Source organism: Rhodococcus sp. IEGM 1330 (assembly GCF_033142445.1).
GTDB lineage: Bacteria > Actinomycetota > Actinomycetes > Mycobacteriales > Mycobacteriaceae > Rhodococcoides.
On the sequence record NZ_JAWLSB010000004.1, the window covers coordinates 422,685 to 440,014 of the forward strand.

9 protein-coding genes and 1 tRNA gene are annotated in these 17,330 nt (G+C 66.0%); 3 read left to right on the forward strand and 7 right to left on the reverse strand.

What is annotated here, in order from left to right:
• Nucleotides 1-722 precede the first annotated feature (722 nt).
• Together R4P57_RS12835 and R4P57_RS12840 are read right to left on the reverse strand one after the other, a co-directional pair.
• Nucleotides 723-796, reverse strand: a tRNA-Lys gene (locus R4P57_RS12835).
• A gap of 93 nt (nt 797-889) precedes the next feature.
• A complete protein-coding gene (locus tag R4P57_RS12840; protein ID WP_032375974.1) occupies nt 890-1,111 on the reverse strand; it encodes a DUF3618 domain-containing protein in 222 nt (73 codons plus the stop codon).
• 77 nt (nt 1,112-1,188) lie between these two features.
• Between R4P57_RS12840 and bcp the strand changes: the two genes are divergently transcribed.
• Nucleotides 1,189-1,662, forward strand: coding sequence for a thioredoxin-dependent thiol peroxidase (bcp, locus tag R4P57_RS12845; protein WP_317803214.1), 474 nt, complete (start codon nt 1,189-1,191; stop codon nt 1,660-1,662).
• A gap of 18 nt (nt 1,663-1,680) precedes the next feature.
• Here bcp and R4P57_RS12850 read toward each other — a convergent pair whose 3' ends face one another.
• Nucleotides 1,681-3,030 carry a dipeptidase gene (locus R4P57_RS12850; RefSeq protein WP_317803215.1) on the reverse strand — a complete coding sequence of 450 codons (1,350 nt, stop codon included), beginning with the start codon at nt 3,028-3,030 and terminating at the stop codon, nt 1,681-1,683.
• Nucleotides 3,031-3,090: 60 nt separating this feature from the next.
• Nucleotides 3,091-4,461, reverse strand: coding sequence for a hypothetical protein (locus R4P57_RS12855; protein ID WP_317803216.1), 1,371 nt, complete (start codon nt 4,459-4,461; stop codon nt 3,091-3,093).
• 380 nt (nt 4,462-4,841) lie between these two features.
• On the opposite strand from R4P57_RS12855, the gene R4P57_RS12860 reads away from it, so the two are divergent.
• Nucleotides 4,842-5,483 (forward strand): TetR/AcrR family transcriptional regulator, encoded by a 642-nt coding sequence (locus R4P57_RS12860; RefSeq protein WP_373454935.1) that lies wholly within the window; start codon nt 4,842-4,844, stop codon nt 5,481-5,483.
• 77 nt (nt 5,484-5,560) lie between these two features.
• Here R4P57_RS12860 and R4P57_RS12865 read toward each other — a convergent pair whose 3' ends face one another.
• On the reverse strand, nt 5,561-5,953 hold the full coding sequence (locus R4P57_RS12865) for a holo-ACP synthase (protein WP_032375969.1): 393 nt from the start codon (nt 5,951-5,953) through the stop codon (nt 5,561-5,563).
• A 2-nt stretch (nt 5,954-5,955) separates the two neighbouring features.
• Nucleotides 5,956-15,258, reverse strand: coding sequence for a polyketide synthase (locus R4P57_RS12870; RefSeq protein ID WP_317803217.1), 9,303 nt, complete (start codon nt 15,256-15,258; stop codon nt 5,956-5,958).
• Between the two features lie 435 nt (nt 15,259-15,693).
• Between R4P57_RS12870 and R4P57_RS12875 the strand changes: the two genes are divergently transcribed.
• Entirely contained in the window at nt 15,694-16,425 is a 732-nt protein-coding gene (locus R4P57_RS12875; protein WP_317803218.1) for a hypothetical protein, read from the forward strand.
• On the opposite strand, the gene R4P57_RS12880 is transcribed toward R4P57_RS12875, so the two are convergent.
• Entirely contained in the window at nt 16,392-17,183 is a 792-nt protein-coding gene (locus R4P57_RS12880; RefSeq protein ID WP_317803219.1) for a TetR/AcrR family transcriptional regulator, read from the reverse strand. The two genes, R4P57_RS12875 and R4P57_RS12880, sit on opposite strands and share 34 nt — an antisense overlap.
• Between the last annotated feature and the right edge of the window lie 147 nt (nt 17,184-17,330).

Consider the following 17,330-nt stretch of genomic DNA (forward strand, 5'->3'; position numbering starts at 1 on the left):
CGACTCTTCCGTCAGAATTTCCGCAAAGGCGATGCACCTCCGCTCACCGTAGTACTCCCGCCGTTCGCAGTCACGGCGCTCCGGCGCAGGCTCGCGATGCCGACGTTTCAGAACCCGGAGAATGCCCTGTTTGTGACGGGAACCGGGAATTGGGTGTCACCATCGAATGTTCGGAGGCCGTGGCGAGCTGCACGCGGCGACGACTTCGACTGGGTTACTCCCCACACCCTTGAAAGGACCCACGCCACTCTGGTGAAAGGGACTCACGGGGTTGAGGCGGCTCAGGTTCAGCTAGGTCACGCCAACACGAGGGTCACCGAGGCGCACTACATCCAGCGAGTGACCTTGGCCCCAGACATGAGCGACGCCCTGAACGAGTTTGCGCCCAAGGCGTAGGCCTCCTGGCATCAAGGTCCGGCTGACACCGGCGCGTGGCCGGTCAGGCCTAGCCCCGTGCGGTGGCAACTCCGGACGGATCTCGGCAGCGGGAGGAACCGCACTCGCCGCAACCTGGTACCGATTCACCCACGAACTTCGCGACCGCAAACGGACCGCAGGCTCGAGGACGACCTCATGGGTTGCGCGGAGCGCCGAGCAGACAGGAAGCAACCAACTCATCACTGTGGCCTCAAAGTGATGAGTAAGTGATGAGTTGGGGCAAAACAGAGGAGAAACGAAACACCCCGCCTCCAGCTTTTCACTGGTGACGGGGTGTTTCAGTGTGCGCCATCAGGGATTCGAACCCCGGACCCGCTGATTAAGAGTCAGCTGCTCTAACCAACTGAGCTAATGGCGCCGATCCGCACCGCGTGTTCTCTGCGGTGCGGGAGAAACATTAACAGCAGATGCTGCCAGATGTGAAATCGGCTGGTCGGAGCACCTGCCCGCGTCAGTTGAAGATTCTGCGAACCACGAGAACTGCTACCACTGCGCCCACTCCCAGGAGGGTGAACTTCACTGCCGGCTCGTTGAGCTTGGCCACCACGGACTGCTTGGTGTTGGCGACGATGTTCTTGGGGCTGGCACGGACGCTCAGCTCGTCCAGGGTGCTGGCGAGCTGATTGCGAGCGGCCTCGATCTCGCGCTCGATTCGGTCGGTGTCCTTGGCCACGTGTCCTCCAACTTGTTGCAAATAGTCTCGGTCGCAGTCGAGCCTAGAGCACGCCGATATTTCGATACTCTCGTGCGGTGACCGAATACAGCAAGCTCGAGCCGGGCGACACCGCTCCGGCGTTCACCCTGCCCGATGCCGACGGCAACGACGTCTCTCTCGCCGACTATGCAGGCAAGAAGGTGATCGTCTACTTCTACCCCGCCGCGAGCACCCCTGGCTGCACCAAGCAGGCCTGCGACTTCCGCGACAGCCTCGCCGAGCTCAACGGCGAAGGCCTCGAAGTCATCGGCATCTCCCCCGACAAGCCCGCCAAGCTCGCCAAGTTCCGCGACAAGGAAGAGCTGACGTTCCCCTTGCTCGCGGACGAGGAGAAGACGACGTTGCAGGCGTGGGGCGCATTCGGGGAGAAGAAGAACTACGGCAAGGTCTACGAGGGCGTCATCCGCTCCACGTTCCTCGTCGACGAATCCGGCAAGATCGAGGTGGCGCAATACAACGTCCGCGCCACCGGCCACGTCGCCAAGCTCCGCCGCGATCTGGCTGTCTGAGACTCAGCCGTCCGAGACCTAGCTTTCCGATCGCGTCAGTCGCTGCAGGAACAATGCCTCGGCGACGGCCATCTTCTCGATTTCCGTCGGGTCCACGCTCTCGTTGGGAGCGTGGATCCGACACCGAGGTTCCTCGACGCCCATCAGCACGATCTCGGCGTCCGGCAACACCTGAGCCAGCGCGTTGCACAGCGGAATCGACCCACCTTGACCGGCCGTCCCCATGGGATGCCCGAAGGCCTCCTCCAACGCCTCGGACAGCGCCGCGTAACCCGGCCCATCGGTCCTGGCCCGAAACGGCGAACCGATCGCGTCACGCTCGACGGTGACCCGCGCATTCCATGGCGCACGCGCCTCCAGATGAGCCACCAACGCATCCTGAGCGCGCTGCGGGTCCATCCCCGGGGGCACCCGCAGATTGAGCCGCGCCGACGCACGAGGCGAGATCGCGGCAGCCGACCCCACGACCGGTGGGCAGTCGATCCCCAGAATCGTCAGAGCGGGCCGCGCCCACACCGCCTCGGCCACCGAGCCCGAACCCGCGAGCCCGACGCCATCGAGCACCCCGGCATCGGCGCGAAATTGCTCGGCGTCGTACTCGACCCCGTCCCAGGTCTGCGTTCCGTCCAGGCCGTCGACCACGGTGTCGCCCCGCTCGTTGCGCAACGTGGAGAGCATCTCCACCAACGCGGCGAGGGCATCCGGCGCAGGACCGCCGTACATGCCCGAGTGCACCTCTCCGGCAAGGGTTTCCACATGCACCACTACGTCGGCGATACCGCGGAGCGTGGTGGTGACCGTCGGCAAACCCACCTTCGCGTTGCCGGTATCGGCAATGACCACAATGTCTGCGAAAAACAGTTCGGGGCGCTGCTCCACGAGCGCTTCCAACCCGCCGGTGCCCATCTCTTCCGAACCCTCGCAGACGATCCGCACGCCGACGTCGAGCGACTCCCCAAGCGCCCGAAGCGCCAGCAGATGCATGATCACATTGCCCTTGCAGTCCGCCGAACCCCTCCCGTACCAACGACCGTCCCGTTCGGTGAGCTCGAAAGGCTCACTGTCCCAAAGTGTTCCGTCACCCGGAGGTTGAACGTCGTAGTGCGAGTAAAGCAGAACGGTCGGCGCTCCCGCGCGAGCCGGCCGCGAACCGACCACCGCCAGTGAGCCGTCGACCGTCTCGATCAGTTGGACGTCGGGAATGCCCGCGTCGACAAAGGCCCGTTGCACCCACTGCGCCGCACCGGTGCATTCCTCGACCGGAAACTGCCGGGGATCGTGCACCGAGGTGAACCGAACCAGCTCGGCCAATTCCGCCTTTGCTCGGGGCATCGCTGCTTCGATTGCAGATCGAACATCGGCGGGCATGAATCCTCCAGACGAGAAAATGACAGACGGCCATAGCCAGTCTGTCATCACTCGTCACCGTCAGCCGCCGGAGAACTCCTGCTCGAACCACTGCCCCGTCTGCTGCCAGTGCCGATCCCACGCTTCCTGCTCGAGCTGTTCGGGCGACTTGCCCGGCTCTGGAACGGGAACAGGAACGGTGAACTGCGGAGGGGCCACCGTGGTCGGTGACGGCGTCGGTGCCGGGGGCGGGGCCGCCACAGCCTGACGCGGCGGAACCTGCGTCGCCCAAGCCTCAGTCGTCGGTGCAGGCTCGACAACTGTCGATGGGTCCACCGTCGGGGGAATCGTCTCGGGCGGCGGCGCAATGGCCGGTGCCGGCGGAGCCACGGCGGCAACCGGGTCGGACGTCGTCGGATCCGCCTGCCGTGTTGCCCCCACCAGATCCGCACCGGCATCGCGTCGATCGACGCTCTGCTCGGCGGTCGACTCGGATTCACCCGGCAACGTCGCAGCGACCGCGACACCTGCGGAGAGCACCCCGGCCAGCAGCACTGCGGCGAACACGAGTTTGCGCCCGGAGCCTCCCGACCGAGCCGGCTTCGCGCCGACAACCGACAGCACTGCAGGCACCGGAAGCGGCGCTACCACCGTGTCGAGATCCGCAGCCTTCGCTACCTCGACGGTCTCCTCGGGAGCGAAGTCGGTAATCTCGGCGTCGGCCTCGTCGGCTTCGACGACCTCGATGTCGGCGGCCCCGACCGGCTCCGAGTCCTCGATCGCCACCGGCGCAGAGGCCACCGCTGCCGGCTCGTCCTGTTGCGCCAGCAGCGCAGCTCCCCGCGCTGCGACCTGGTCCGCATCACCTACGCGCACGACGGGAACGCCGAGTCCGAGAGACAGGATGTCGACCAGGTCTCGATTGCTCGACGAGTCACCGAAGAGGGCCACGAACTCCGGCTTCTTGCCGGACTGATCCACCACTTCCCACGCCAGTGGGATGGTGCTGCCGATGCGCTCGGGCGACATCGAGTCCAGCGCAGCAGTCTTCGCCGGGGTGATAGAGGCGTCGGCAGCGTCGGCGAGAGAGATGGACACGCCCGTATCGCCCATGTAGTACAGAAGGACGGTCTTCGCGTCGGCGAATTCCTTCGAGGTTGCGAGCCAGCCGAGGAACGAATCGGATGCGGACGACAGCACTGCGGGTTCGTCGCCCAGGGCGGCTGCGAACTCGACGCGCTCGTCCTCGGTTCGATACACCACGCCCACTGCGTCCACGTGTGCGTCGAGCGTCGCCGCCTCGGCTCGCATCGTCTCGATCGCTGTGGTCAGAGCTGAGGCCGCGTCGGGATCGAGCGGGGTCGTCCGATCGGCGAGTACCTCGCCTGAGGTCGGCTCGAAGAGGATTGTCTGCATCGAGCCAGATTCGATCGCTATACCAATAGTTGTCATGGCAGTCTCCCTGTGCTCAGGGTGGAGGCACCCGACCATGAACGTCATTCAGCCGTTCCGAATAACGATCACCCTGCACGGAATTTGGTTCTGTTACCTAAACCATACCTGTTGACGGTTAAATTGGTCCAGATCGGTCTTGGAGTTTGTCACAGTATGAGGAACCAGCAGTTGTCGTCGACCCCAGGTTTCTTCGAAACCTCCGGCTGGGACACGCGTGTCCGACCGAGAACCGGAGCCTGTGGGAGTGACCTACCGGACCGTTGTGGATAACGAGCACCGGCGCCGGATAGCCTGACCGGGTGGAATCCTCTGCTCGTGCCCAGTCCTCGCGCCGTCTCGACGCCGCGCTCGAGTCGACGGCACAGACTCAGGAGCTCATGCCGCGACGGCGTCCCACCCAGGAACGCAGCCAGCGCAAGTTCGACGCGCTGCTCCAGGCCTCACGCGAGCTGCTCAGTGACGTGGGTTTCGAGTCGTTCACCTGCGAGGAAGTCGCGTCGCGCGCCGAACTCCCGATCGGCACGCTCTACCAGTTCTTCGCCAACAAGTACGTCATCGTCTGCGAGCTCAACCGCCAGGACCTCGTGGGGGTCCAACAGGAACTCGCCGAGTTCGACGGCGAAGTCCCGTCCCTGGACTGGGTGCGGTTCCTCAACAACTTCGTCGACCACATGGCCGGCATGTGGATGACCGATCCGTCGCGCCGTGAAGTGTGGCTCGCGATGCAATCGACACCGTCGACGCGCGCAACCGGGGTGATTCACGAGCGGGAGTTCGCCGAGCAGGTCTCGCGCATGCTCGGACCGCTCACTCCGCGTACGCCTCGGCATCGCCGCAACCTCATGGCTCAGGTGTTGGTGCACATCGTCTACTCGATGCTCAACTTCTCCGTGCAGGATGGCCAGAGTCACGAGGACGCCGTCGCCGAGCTCAAACGCATCATGATGGCGTATCTGCTCGTCGCCGAGAAGGAGAGCAGGCGTTCCGGCGGCTCGGCGAGCGATAACGAGCAAGCCTGAGCAACCCGAGCCCGTGCAGACGAAAGGCCCGCCCGATCACCTGGATCGGACGGGCCTGACTCGTTTTCGGAGCGAACTCACTCCTCCAGAATCGCCACCGCAGCAGCGATATCGCCGTCGTGTGTCAGCGACAGATGAATCTTGACCGTCGGCAGGAACTCCTGCGCGATGCCGTGCAGCTTGATGGACGGCCGGCCCCACGCGTCGTTGACCACCTCGATCAACGGATACGGGTTGTCGCCGATCTGCGGCGGCCGAGCGAATCGAGACGTCGCCCAGGCTTTCAGAACTGCTTCCTTGGCGGCCCACCGTGCTGCGTAGTGGCGGGTCGGGTCGGAACTCTTCGTCGCGGCATGTCGACGCTCACCCGCGGTGAAGCTGTCGCGGATCATCGTCGTGCCGACCTTCTCCATCTGCTCGGCGAAGTCGGACACCGTCACCAGGTCGAAACCCACTCCCAAGATCGCCATATCTACTTGCACCCCGGCAGACCGGAGAAGTAGACATCGTCGTCGCCGAGGCGAGCCGACTCGTTGAGCAACACGTTTGCCTCCAGTTCGCGAGATGCCTTGGCAGGCGTCCCGTCATGACCCAGTCGTCGATCGTCGGGCCGTTCGTAGAGGGAGTCTCCTCCCACCATTGCCGAGATCAGTCTGCGCTGACCGGCAATGCGGCGCTCGTTCGCCTGGGCGATGTAGGCCTCGCGCCTCTCGGCCGGAACGGCCTCGAGGAACGCCTGCGGGTGCACCACTGCAATGAGTCCGGACACGTGCCCGAATCCGAGGGAGGTGAGCAGACCTGCCTTGAGCGGTACCGAGTCACCGAAGCGCAGCGGCTCCCGAGCCCACACCAGGTGCTCGAACGCGGTCATCTTGTCGTCGACGCAGTCGAGGCTGCGATTCGGCGGGATGACGCCGTTGGCCAGCACCTGGCACAGGCCGATCAGCTGCCAGGCAGCCGCTCCACCCTTCGAGTGTCCGGTGAGGCTCTTCTGCGAGACGACGAACAGCGGAGCGCCGTCCGAACGGCCGATGGCCTTGGCGAGGCGGGTGTGTAGTTCCGCCTCGTTCGGGTCGTTGGCTGCAGTGGAGGTGTCGTGCTTGGAGATCACGGCCACGTCGTCTGCACTGACTCCCAGTGCGTTGAGCGAGAGCGCGAGCGCCGAATCCTTGCCGCCGCGACCGGCACTGAGCGCGCCGAGTCCCGGAGCCGGGATGGACGTGTGCACTCCGTCGCCGTACGACTGTGCGTAGGCCACCACTCCGAGGACCGGCAGGCCCATCTCGAGGGCCAGGTCTCCGCGAGCGAGCAGAATCGTTCCGCCGCCGTGGGATTCGACGAATCCACCCCGCCTGCGGTCATTCGCTCGAGAGAACCGTCGATCGCTGATGCCCTTGGCGGTCATCGCCGCCGAGTCCGCGGTGGCCGACATGTCACCGAAGCCGATGATGCCTTCGTTGCTCAGGTCGTCGAAGCCGCCGGCGACCACGAGCTGCGCCTTGCCCAGCTTGATCTTGTCGACGCCTTCTTCGACGGAGACGGCCGCGGTGGCGCAGGCGGCGACGGGGTGAACCATCGCGCCGTAGCTACCGATGTACGACTGGACCACGTGCGCAGCAACGACGTTCGGCAGAGCCTCCTGCAGGATGTCGTTCGCACGAGCATCACCGAGCAGGGTGTCGATGTACAGCGAGCGCATCGATTCCATGCCGCCCATGCCGGTGCCCTGCGTGTTGGCCACCAGCGTGGGGTGCACCCAGCGCATCAGTTCCGACGGGTTGAAGCCCGAGGAGATGAACGCGTCGACCGTGGTGACGATGTTCCACAGTGCGACACGGTCGACCGAGCTGGCCATGTCGGGCGAGATGCCCCACTTGGTGGGATCGAATCCGGTCGGAATCTGTCCACCGACCGTGCGAGTGAGCTTCATCTTGCGCGGAACGCGAATCTCGGTGCCCGCCTTGCGAGTGACCTGCCAGTCGCTCGAATCCGGGACCGGTGTGATCAGCGTGTGCTCGGGATCCGCTGCTGCGAACGACCGTGCATCGATCTCGGTTCCGACCACGAACGTCAGGTCGTTGTCGAGGAAGATCGAGGTCATCAGCGGAGCGGTGTTGCCGACCATCGCGCCGTCGTCGCCGTAGGTGCGGATACCGCACTTCTCGACCACGACGTCGTGGTACTTGTCGGCGATGTCCTCCTCGGGCACCAGGTCACCGGACTCGATGTCGTACCAACCCGGCTTGGGATCGTTCTCCCAGGCGATGAGGCCGGTGTTCCACGCGAGTTCGAGTACGCCTGCGGCAGAGAGCTGCTCGTCGACCTCCATCTCGAAACGAGTACGCGCCGAACCATAGGGTCCGAGCTCACCCGCACCGACGATGACGACCAGATCCTTCGGGTCGACATCGAGTGTCGGCCACGCCGGAGCGGTGGTCGACGTCGACAGACGCGGCGGTGCGGGCAGTGCCGCGATCACCGAATCGTCCACTGTCGCTTCGACCTTCTCGGCTGCGGCCGCAGCCGCGTCCCGAGCGAGTTCGACGAGGTTCAGCTTGGTGCTGGCCAATCCACCGGTGAGATCGGCGACGATCGGCTCCTGAGCGGCCTGACGGCGAGCGGCAGGCGTGCACAGCTGCAGCAACTCGGTTGCCATCTCCTCGGTCGACCAGGTGCGCACACCCTCGGCTTCGACGGCCTCGACGATGGGGTCGTTGCCGCCCATCAGGCCGGTTCCGCGGACCCAACCGATGTGAGCGTGGGCGATGGACACCCGCTCGGCCCAGTTCTTCTCCGAACCCCACTTGGCGACAACGGCATCCAGTGCAGCCTTGGACTCGCCGTAGGCACCGTCGCCACCGAACATTCCGCGGTTCGGCGATCCCGGCAGCACCACGTGCAGGTGCGTGTCGATGTCGTTGTCGTAGCCGACCTTGGACAGTCCGCCGATCAGGCGCTCGACCGACCAGAGCAGCACGCGCATCTCCATCTCGGCGCGACCTCCGGCGTCGGACATCTCGCCGACGACCCGAGGTGCGGCGAACGGGAACAGCATCGTCGGTGTGACGCCGGCCTTGACCAGAGTCTTTGCGCCACCGGCGGTGTCGATGAAGTCGCTGCCGATCCACTCGATGAGCGCATCGACGTCGGTGTACGACGCGATGTTCGCCGGAACCACCCAGAGCGACGCTCCGCTGCGAGCGTTGTCGCGGTAGAGGCTGCGGTAGAAGCCGAGTCGCTCGTCGTCGAGCCTGGAGGTGGTGACGAAGACCGTCGCTCCCCCGGCCAGCAGCTTGGCCGTCACCGCAGCTGCGATGGAGCCCTTGCTGCCGCCGGTGACCACTGCGACCTCGTCGGACCACTGGCCCTTGTCCTCGGATGCGACCGCGATGTCCGCGATGCGTCCGAAGGTTTCGGCCAGCACTGTCTTGTTCTCGTAGTCGGCCTTGGCCTTCCACCACTGCGCCTGCAATGCAACAGCATTACCTGCGCCGGCGAAGGACTCGACCGCGATATCGCCTGCGGTACCGAGCCACAACCGGGCCAGGTCCTCACGGGCGGTGGCCCACCGGTCGTCGATCAGGACGGCGCGCTTGGCGTCGAACGCCGGGGCGACGAGGCGAGGCCAGTCGGATCCCAGCTCGGCCGAGACCAGCTCGACCAGAGCGGCATCGGGATCGTCGGCCAGCAGAGCGTTGGGCGCATCAGCCAGCCCGAGCTGCTCGAGCACCAGCCGGGCAGCGGAGGCGAGAACGCCGTCGCGGCCGGTGATGTGTTCGGTGAACTCACCCAGAGCAGCAGCGTCGACGGTTCCGCCGGCCCCACCACCTGCTTGCGGCATCGAGACTGCGACGCCGCGACGTGCGGCCACCGCGGCCACAGCCGCATCGATGACGTTGTCGACTGCATTGCCGTCGGCGAGAGCGCCGTCGGCCAGGCCGCCGAGTGCACCGCCGCGGACCGAGGCACCGTCACGGGTGCCGAGAGCGACCTCGGCGGTGACGTGATGCGCCCAGCCGTCGCCCAGTTCCCAGGTCTTCTTGACGCGATCGGCGATCGAGGCCGGGCGTCGTCCCGAGGGGCCGAAGACCTTGCGGAGGTGGTCGTTGATGGAGTCGCTGAGTACCGGACCGAACGGCTTGTACGTACGAGCCAGCTTGTTCACCGTGCCCGAGAGCGCACCCATGTCGGCATCGGCAGCACCGTCGATGGCACCGAGCGAGAGCTCGGAACCGAGGTCGACGAGCAGCTGGTTACGGCGCGAGGACACACCGTCGCACAGGGCCTCGATGGTGTCGGCGGGCCCGATCTGATCGAGCTGCAGCTTGGTCCACAGGCCGATGAGGATCTTGGTCGCATCGGCCGCGACGAACGCGATGTCGTCCGGACGAGGTCCGCCGGACGGTGCTGCAGCCGGTGCTGGAGCCGAAGCCGGAGCAGCAGCTGCTGCTGCCGGAGCAGCGGACTCCACGGGTGTCGACTCTTCCTCGTCGGCCGGAGCCGGGTCGGTGTCGGTGCCGTAGATGATCGCAGCCTCGCGCTCGAGGTTGAGTACCTCGACCGGGTGGCCGAAGCGGCCCGGCAGCTTGAGTGTCTGCGACGCGAGGTTCGCCACGGTCGGGGTTGCACCGAGGCCGATCTCGACGAAGCGCTCGACGCCCATGCCGCCGTCGGACTCGTCCGCGAACAGCAGGTCCTGGGTCTCGATCCAGCGCACCGGGCTGGCGAACTGCCATGCGAGCAGCTCGGTCAGGATCACGCGGCACAGATCGCTCGGCCGTGCGGCCCACGAATCGAATTCCGCGAGAACGGTGTTGAGCGGCTCGGACGGAACCAGATCGGCGATCTCCTGGACGAACCCGCGATCCAGCGAGAACGGCTTGGGCACCAGGTTCGGGATGTAGCGCCCCACCAGGATCGCCGGATCGATCTGCTCGGGGAGCAGAGTCTGGAGGCGGTTGCGGAAGTCGTCGACTCCGCCGCGCAGCACCGTGGAGTGGAACGGCACGTCGATGCCGGGAACCATGATGTAGGCGGCCTTGCCACCGAACTCGGCTCGGCGGATCGCGATCTTCTTCTCCAGCTCGCCGAGGCCGGCAACCGTGCCTGCGATGGCGTACTGCGAGCCGCGCAGGTTGAGGTTGACGATCTCGAGGAACTCACCGGATTCTGCTGCGACACCGGCGACGAAGCCCTGCACGTCCTCGTCGGCCAGGCCGATCTGAGACGGGCGGATCGCTGCCATGCGGTAGTCACTGCGGCCGCTGGCATCACGCGGAACCAGTGCGTGCATGGCCGAACCACGCTGGAAGACGACCTCGAGGACGGCTTCGAGCGGGAGCACACCGGCAACGGCTGCGAGGGCGTTGTACTCACCGACGGAGTGGCCGGCGAGAATCGAGTTCTCCACGAACGCACCGGATTCACGCAGTTCGGCAACCTGTGCGACGCCGAGAACGGCCATCGCAACCTGGGTGAACTGCGTCAGGTGCAGCACACCGTCGGGGTGCTTGTGCGTGACGCCGCGCGCCTTGAGCGACGTCGGGTTGTCGCGCACCACAGCGAGAATGGAGAAGCCCAGCGCACTGCGGGTGTGCTTGTCGGCACGCTCCCACACCTCACGTGCGGCCTTCGAGCGAGCCCGCGCGTCCAGGCCCATGCCCGCACGCTGGATGCCCTGGCCCGGGAAGGCGTAGACGGTCTTCGGCGGCGCGGTGCGAGCGGTGGCGACCATGACCAGTTCGCCTGCGACACGGCAGGAGACCTCGATCAGCTCGGCACCTTGATCGAATCCGGTGCGGTCGACGCGAACGTCGATTTCTGCCCCGGGGCGAACCATGCCGAGGAAGCGGGCGGTCCAGGCGGTGAGGCGACGCGGCGGAGTCTTGGTGTCCGCGTGGTCGACTGCAGTGACCGTCTGCTGGGCAGCGGCCGAGAGCCACATGCCGTGCACGATCGGGCTGCCGAGGCCGGCGAGCAAAGCCGCGGCGTCCGAGGTGTGAATCGGGTTGTGGTCACCCGAGACCTGAGCGAACGCGGCCATGTTGCGCGGGGCGACGATGGTCGCCTGACGGCGGCGACGACGCGGGGTGTCCTGAGCATCGGCGCTCACCGAGCCGCCTGCGCGAGCCGGGTCGACGAGCTCGCCCTTGCCGGTACGTCCACGAATGGCGAAGCGTTCCACCAGAGTTGCGACGGCGGGAGCATCGAGCCCCTCGCCCAGCATGGCACCGATCTCGACGGTGACCTCGACGACGCGGCCGAGGTCGGTGTCGAGCACCTCTCCTGCCGCAGCCTTGACCACGAGAATCGAGGTGTCGGTGGGCAATGCACCGACCAGATTCACACTGTGATCGAGGTGCACCAGATCGAGCATGCCTTCGATGACGTCGATGCCCTCGGCGTTGCGAGTGGCACCGAGGACGGCGAAGACAGCGGGCCAGCAGGCACCGACCAGGACGTCGGGAACGGCTTTGCCGCTGACGGTCAGTGTGTCCGGCAGTCCGGATCCGGTGACGCCTGCGTGGTCGGCGATCAGATCGGGAATCCACGCGATGTTCAGCCGGGCAACGCCGCCCTTGACGGCCGGAAGCTCCTGGCCTGCAGCAACTCCGAGCAGAGCCGACATGGCCTGCTGAGCGTCCTGAGCGGTGACGACGGGAGCGCCGCCGTCGATCGTGGAGGCCGGAACCGTCAGGCGGATGCGAACTTCCTTACCCGGAGCGAGCGGAACCAGCAGCTCCACGTGCTCGGAATCCAGCACGGTCAGCGACGAGCCGGTCTGCGGGTGCGCTGCGACCGTCTCCGATTCCACGGTCCACTCGGCCGGATCGCCTAACCGTGCAACGGGGTTCTGCGTCATACGCGAGGCCCAGGTGACGTCGGGAGCAGCCAGCACGATGCCCAGCAGTCCGGGTGCGATCTCGGCGTGGCGACGGCTCGCGATGGCCGTGGGCTCGACGCCCTCGGCGAGAAGCTGATCTGCGGTGGCCTTCTCGAAGCGATCGAGCAGCTCGCCCACGGGCTCGTCGACGCGGGTGATGCCTGCGACGGCGACGGTTCCGGGGATGATGCAGACCTGATCGGCCGAGTAGCGGGCGTCGTGTGCTTGCCACAGCGAGTCACTGCGCCACCAGCGGCGTACATCACCGTCGACGACGGGGACGAAGTTGACCGGCTTGCCGGGCATGCGGCACAGCGAGGTGAAGAAGGTGATGTCGGCCGGGTGCAGAACCACGTCGGCGGCGTCGGGGAACTGTGCGAGCAGCGACTTCAGTGCTGCGCGCGGGCGTTCGAGAACGTCGGCGTCGGCGAACAAGGTGGGGATGGGTCCGCGATCGACGGGGTGCAGCCGAGCCTCGGCGCGCTGCAGCATCTCCAGGAAGCGGGTGCGCCAGGTGACATCGAGCCACACCGATTCGCGTGCATCGGACACGGCATCGGTGAACTCGCCGCCGCAATCGAAGTCGCTGCGCGTGTCGGTTCCGATGGCCAGGTCGAGGTAGCGAACGAGCCACTGCTGGTATGTCATCTCGGCGACGTCACCGAAGAACGGCTTGGCGGTGCCGTCCAGTGCGGCGATGATTTCGTCACGACGATCGGAGACGGCGTCGGCGTTGCCTGCGACCTCGTCGAGCAGTCGGCCGCACCGCGATGCCGCATTGTCGATCTCGTGGATGTCGGCACCGAGCTGGCTTCGGCCCGAGGCCATTCCGCCGTTCGCGGTACCGGCACCGACCCAGTCGGGGGTTCCGGGTGTGTCGACCAGAAGCTGCTTGACCTCGGGAGCCGTCGTGGCCTCCAGGGTTGCCATCGCTGCAGTGCCGACGAGGATGCCGTCGAGCGGCATCTTCGGGTAGCCGTGCACGGCCGACCAGGTTCCGGTGAGGTACTCCGCTGCCCGCTCGGGTGTGCCGATGCCGCCGCCGACGCAGACGACGAGGTTGGGCCGTGACCGCAGCTCCGCGTAGGTGGTCAGCAGCAGGTCGTCGAGGTCCTCCCACGAGTGGTGTCCGCCTGCGCGGCCGCCCTCGATGTGAACGTTGACCTGGTAGGACGGAACCTCGTTGGCGATGCGGATGACGGCGCGAATCTGCGCAACGGTGCCGGGCTTGAACGAGACGTAGCTGATGCCGGCCTCGGACAGCTCTTCGATGAGGGCCACTGCCTCTTCGAGTTCCGGGATGCCTGCGGTGACGACGACGCCGTCGATGGCCGCACCCGCTGCACGAGCGCGCTGCACGATGCGGCGTCCGCCGAGCTGCAACTTCCACAGGTACGGATCGAGGAAGAGCGAGTTGAACTGGATTGCGCGGCCGGGCTCGAGGAGGGTGGAGAGCTCGGCGACACGATCGGTGAAGATGTCCTCGGTGACCTGGCCGCCACCGGCGAGCTCGGCCCAGTGGCCTGCATTGGCAGCTGCGGCAACGATCTTCGCGTCGACCGTCGTCGGCGTCATGCCGGCGAGGAGGATCGGCGAACGTCCGGTCATCTTGGTGAAGGAGGTCTCGACCACGACGCGGCCGTCGGGCAACGTGACCGGCGTGGGGGCATAGGCAGACCATGCGGGCTGGACCTCGGGAGCAGCTCCCGGGGTGAGCAGATTGCGGTGGCCCCCGCGCGAGGACGCGGCGATGATGCCGACGCCCTGTCCACGCAGCGCCGGAGTGGTCATGCGGGTGAGCAGGTCGCCCGGACCGAGATCGAGAATCCAGTCGGCACCGGCGTCGACGACGCCGTCGATGGCGTCGACCCAATCCACGGAGTCCACGAGGATTTTCTGTGCGAGGTCGCGCGCGAGCTCGACATCGAGTCCACAACGCTGCGCCCACGCGCTGACGAGTTCGACAGCGTCTGCCAGGGCGGGGTGATGGAAGCCGATCTCGACCGGAAGCTGCTCGAAGACCGGAGCGAACACGGCACCGCCACGCTTCTTGGCGTCGCGGTCACGCTCTTCCTCGGCAGCGATCTGCTCGCACTTCTCCTGCACGCGGGCCAGCTGGGCCGGCGGTCCCGAGAGGACGACGCGACGGCGGCCGTTGCGGATGGCGAGGGCGGCGGATCGCTCCGGCGCTCCGGCGATTGCCAGTTCGGCGATGATCGCCTGCAGTCGTGCCGGTTCGACGTTGGCAACCGAGACCATCGGCGCGCGGTCTCCGGCACCGATGATGCCGCGGCGGCGGCCGACGAGACCTGCTGCGGCACCCACGAGCTGCGCGATCGCGAGGAAGCTCGCGTCCTGTGCGCCGTCGGCTGCGACGGATTCGGCGGCGATGAGCCCCTGCGAGTGTCCGACGACCTTGACGGGCGGGGTCTGAGCGGGATCGAGTCCCTGCAACTTCAGCGCGCGCAGTGCTGCGACCTGAGTGAGGAACACTCCCGGAAGCGAGACGGCAGCGGAAGTCAGTGCAGCCTCGGACGGTCCGTACGAGCCGGCGGTGTCGTCGTCGGCGAGGTCCTGTTCGAGCATCCAGCCGATCGGGTCGAAGCCGACCGAGCGCACGACCAGCAGCTCGTCGGCAACGGGTGCGAGAGTGACTGCAGCCTCGTTGACGAGATCGGTCAGTTCGGGTTCGAGCGCGGAGTCGCGAGCCAGCTCTTCGAGGGAGCTGAGCCACGGTGCACCCTGGCCACCGAAGGCCAGTGCGTACGGCTCGCCCGCGGCGAAACGATCTGCCAGAGTCCGAGAGCCGCCATTGCTTCTAGGGGATTTGTCTGCGTTGCCGGTGCTTCGCGAGCCTCGTCCGTGTGATGGTGTGCTCTCGTTGATCGTCAAGGCTGAAGATTCCTCTCGTGGACGCCTCGGGGGTCGGGGCGTTCGCTGTGATGGCTGCCCTGGTGCGTCGTGGGCTACAGGGTCGAAGCGGTGAGCCGGTCTTCGTCGACAGATCTCCTCCGCGCTGCTCAAGGTTGGCACAAAATCATGAGGAAATCCTCAGGTTTGCTCGGACGTCCGAGTGCTACCAGCGAGTACGTCACTCGAAGCGGCTTTACCTTTTGTTTACCCGACTCGCCGGTAACCCGTATCCACGCTGGCGAGAGCATCGCGCGCGGTGCCAGAACATGAGGAAATCCTCGCATTTTTCGTTATCTTTTCGTGATGTGATCTCGAGCACAGATGAGCAGTGCGCGACCTTGTCGGTGCGGTGCTCTACCTTGTGCGAACGAGCCGCTCATCGGGAGAGCGGTCGACGAACTCCGGGGGGAATTCATGTATTCATCGGTAACGGACACCTGCACCGAGGACAAACTCGACGCGATGCTTCTTCACATCGAATCGACTGCGCCACAATCCCGTTCGCCACACTGGGCACCGGGATGGCGCGGCGAGAGCGAGGTGGCGTTGTTGGATGCGATCTTCTCGGCGCGCGCTCCATACGGCGGCCCCACCAGCGGGGTCCGCGCGGTGGTCCAGCGATGGAGATCGCATCGCGGCGATAACCGACTCGACGACTTGACAACCCTCGCCGAACTGACCACTACTCCGGATCTACTCGTCGAGATTCTGTCCAACCGTCAACTGGTTCCGGGAAACAGTCGAACCAAGGGTGCTGCCGCCGCCGTGGCGGCACAGACGTTGGTGTCGGTGGGGCTGAGCCGTTCGAGCGACTTCGAGCAGCACACCGAGTACCAATTCGAGGCGTTCTGCGCGATTCCCGGTCTCGGCGAGACCACCTGGGAATGCATGCTCATGCACCTCGGCGTGCGGACCGACACAGCGGCCGAGCACCTGCGCTCGTTCGTCGCGGACGCGCTCGAACCACTGCACCACGACCTCGCCGCCGGGATCGCCGAGGACCGCTCCCCCCTCATCCTCGCAGCCGCAGTACACGCACTCGGCACAGATCTCGCCTCGCTCGAGCACGCAATCTGGCGGTATCAGCACAAATTACGCAGGCCAAAGAAGCCTCAGTCCGAGGCGGCACTTCGACCGACGGGCTGACTTCGCGAGATCATTGCCTCCACGCCGTCGAGAATGCACTCCAACCCGAACCGGTAGGCGTGCACGGGGTCGCTGGCGGCGTCGTACGACGTCGCCGCGGCCGTCCCGACCCGAGACGACACCGGAAAGCGTTCGCGGTCCATCACCCGTTCGAGGATCGGCGCGGTAGCCGCCCACCACTGGGCGTCGGACATGCCCGACTGCTCCTTGACACGCGTCACGCCTGCGAGGGCTCGCGCGGTTCCGGAGACGTGAGTGAGAACCAGCGTGAGAACGGAGTCGATCTCGACGTCGCCAAGGCCGATGCCGACCAGGGGACGCAACTCGGCCTCGTACTTGTCGTTGGTGTGCGGACCGAGCACGGGGCGCGCACCCTCCGCTTCGAGCAGCCACGAATGCCGTTCATACAGAGCCCAATTGCGCTCGGCAATGAAGCACATCGCTGGACGCCATCCGCCGGCGACAGAGGACGGCTCGTCGACGTGCGAGTAGAGGCCTGCAAGTACTCGATCGATCATCAGATCGGCCAGTTCCTCCCGGCCCGGCACATGCGTGTAGAGCGACATCGCGCCGACACCGAGATGCTCGGCCACGTTGCGCATCGACACGGACTCGAGACCGTTCGCATCGGCCAGTTCGATGGCGGCGTCGACGATCGCATCCACGCTCAGTCCGGTGCGACTCGGCTTGGCACCGACTCGCCACAGGAGCCCGAGCGTCCGGGCCGGGTCGAAGGGGATGTCTTTTTTCGATGCCACTCGCCGAGTGTAACGGCACCGTACGGTGTACAACGTGAGGTGTTTGCCCACGGATCATTCAGATGCGTACCTGTACAGGTGGGCATCCGAACAATCCGTGCGCAAACCGGCCAACTCCCCGCGCCGAGAACAGCGACCACACAGGTT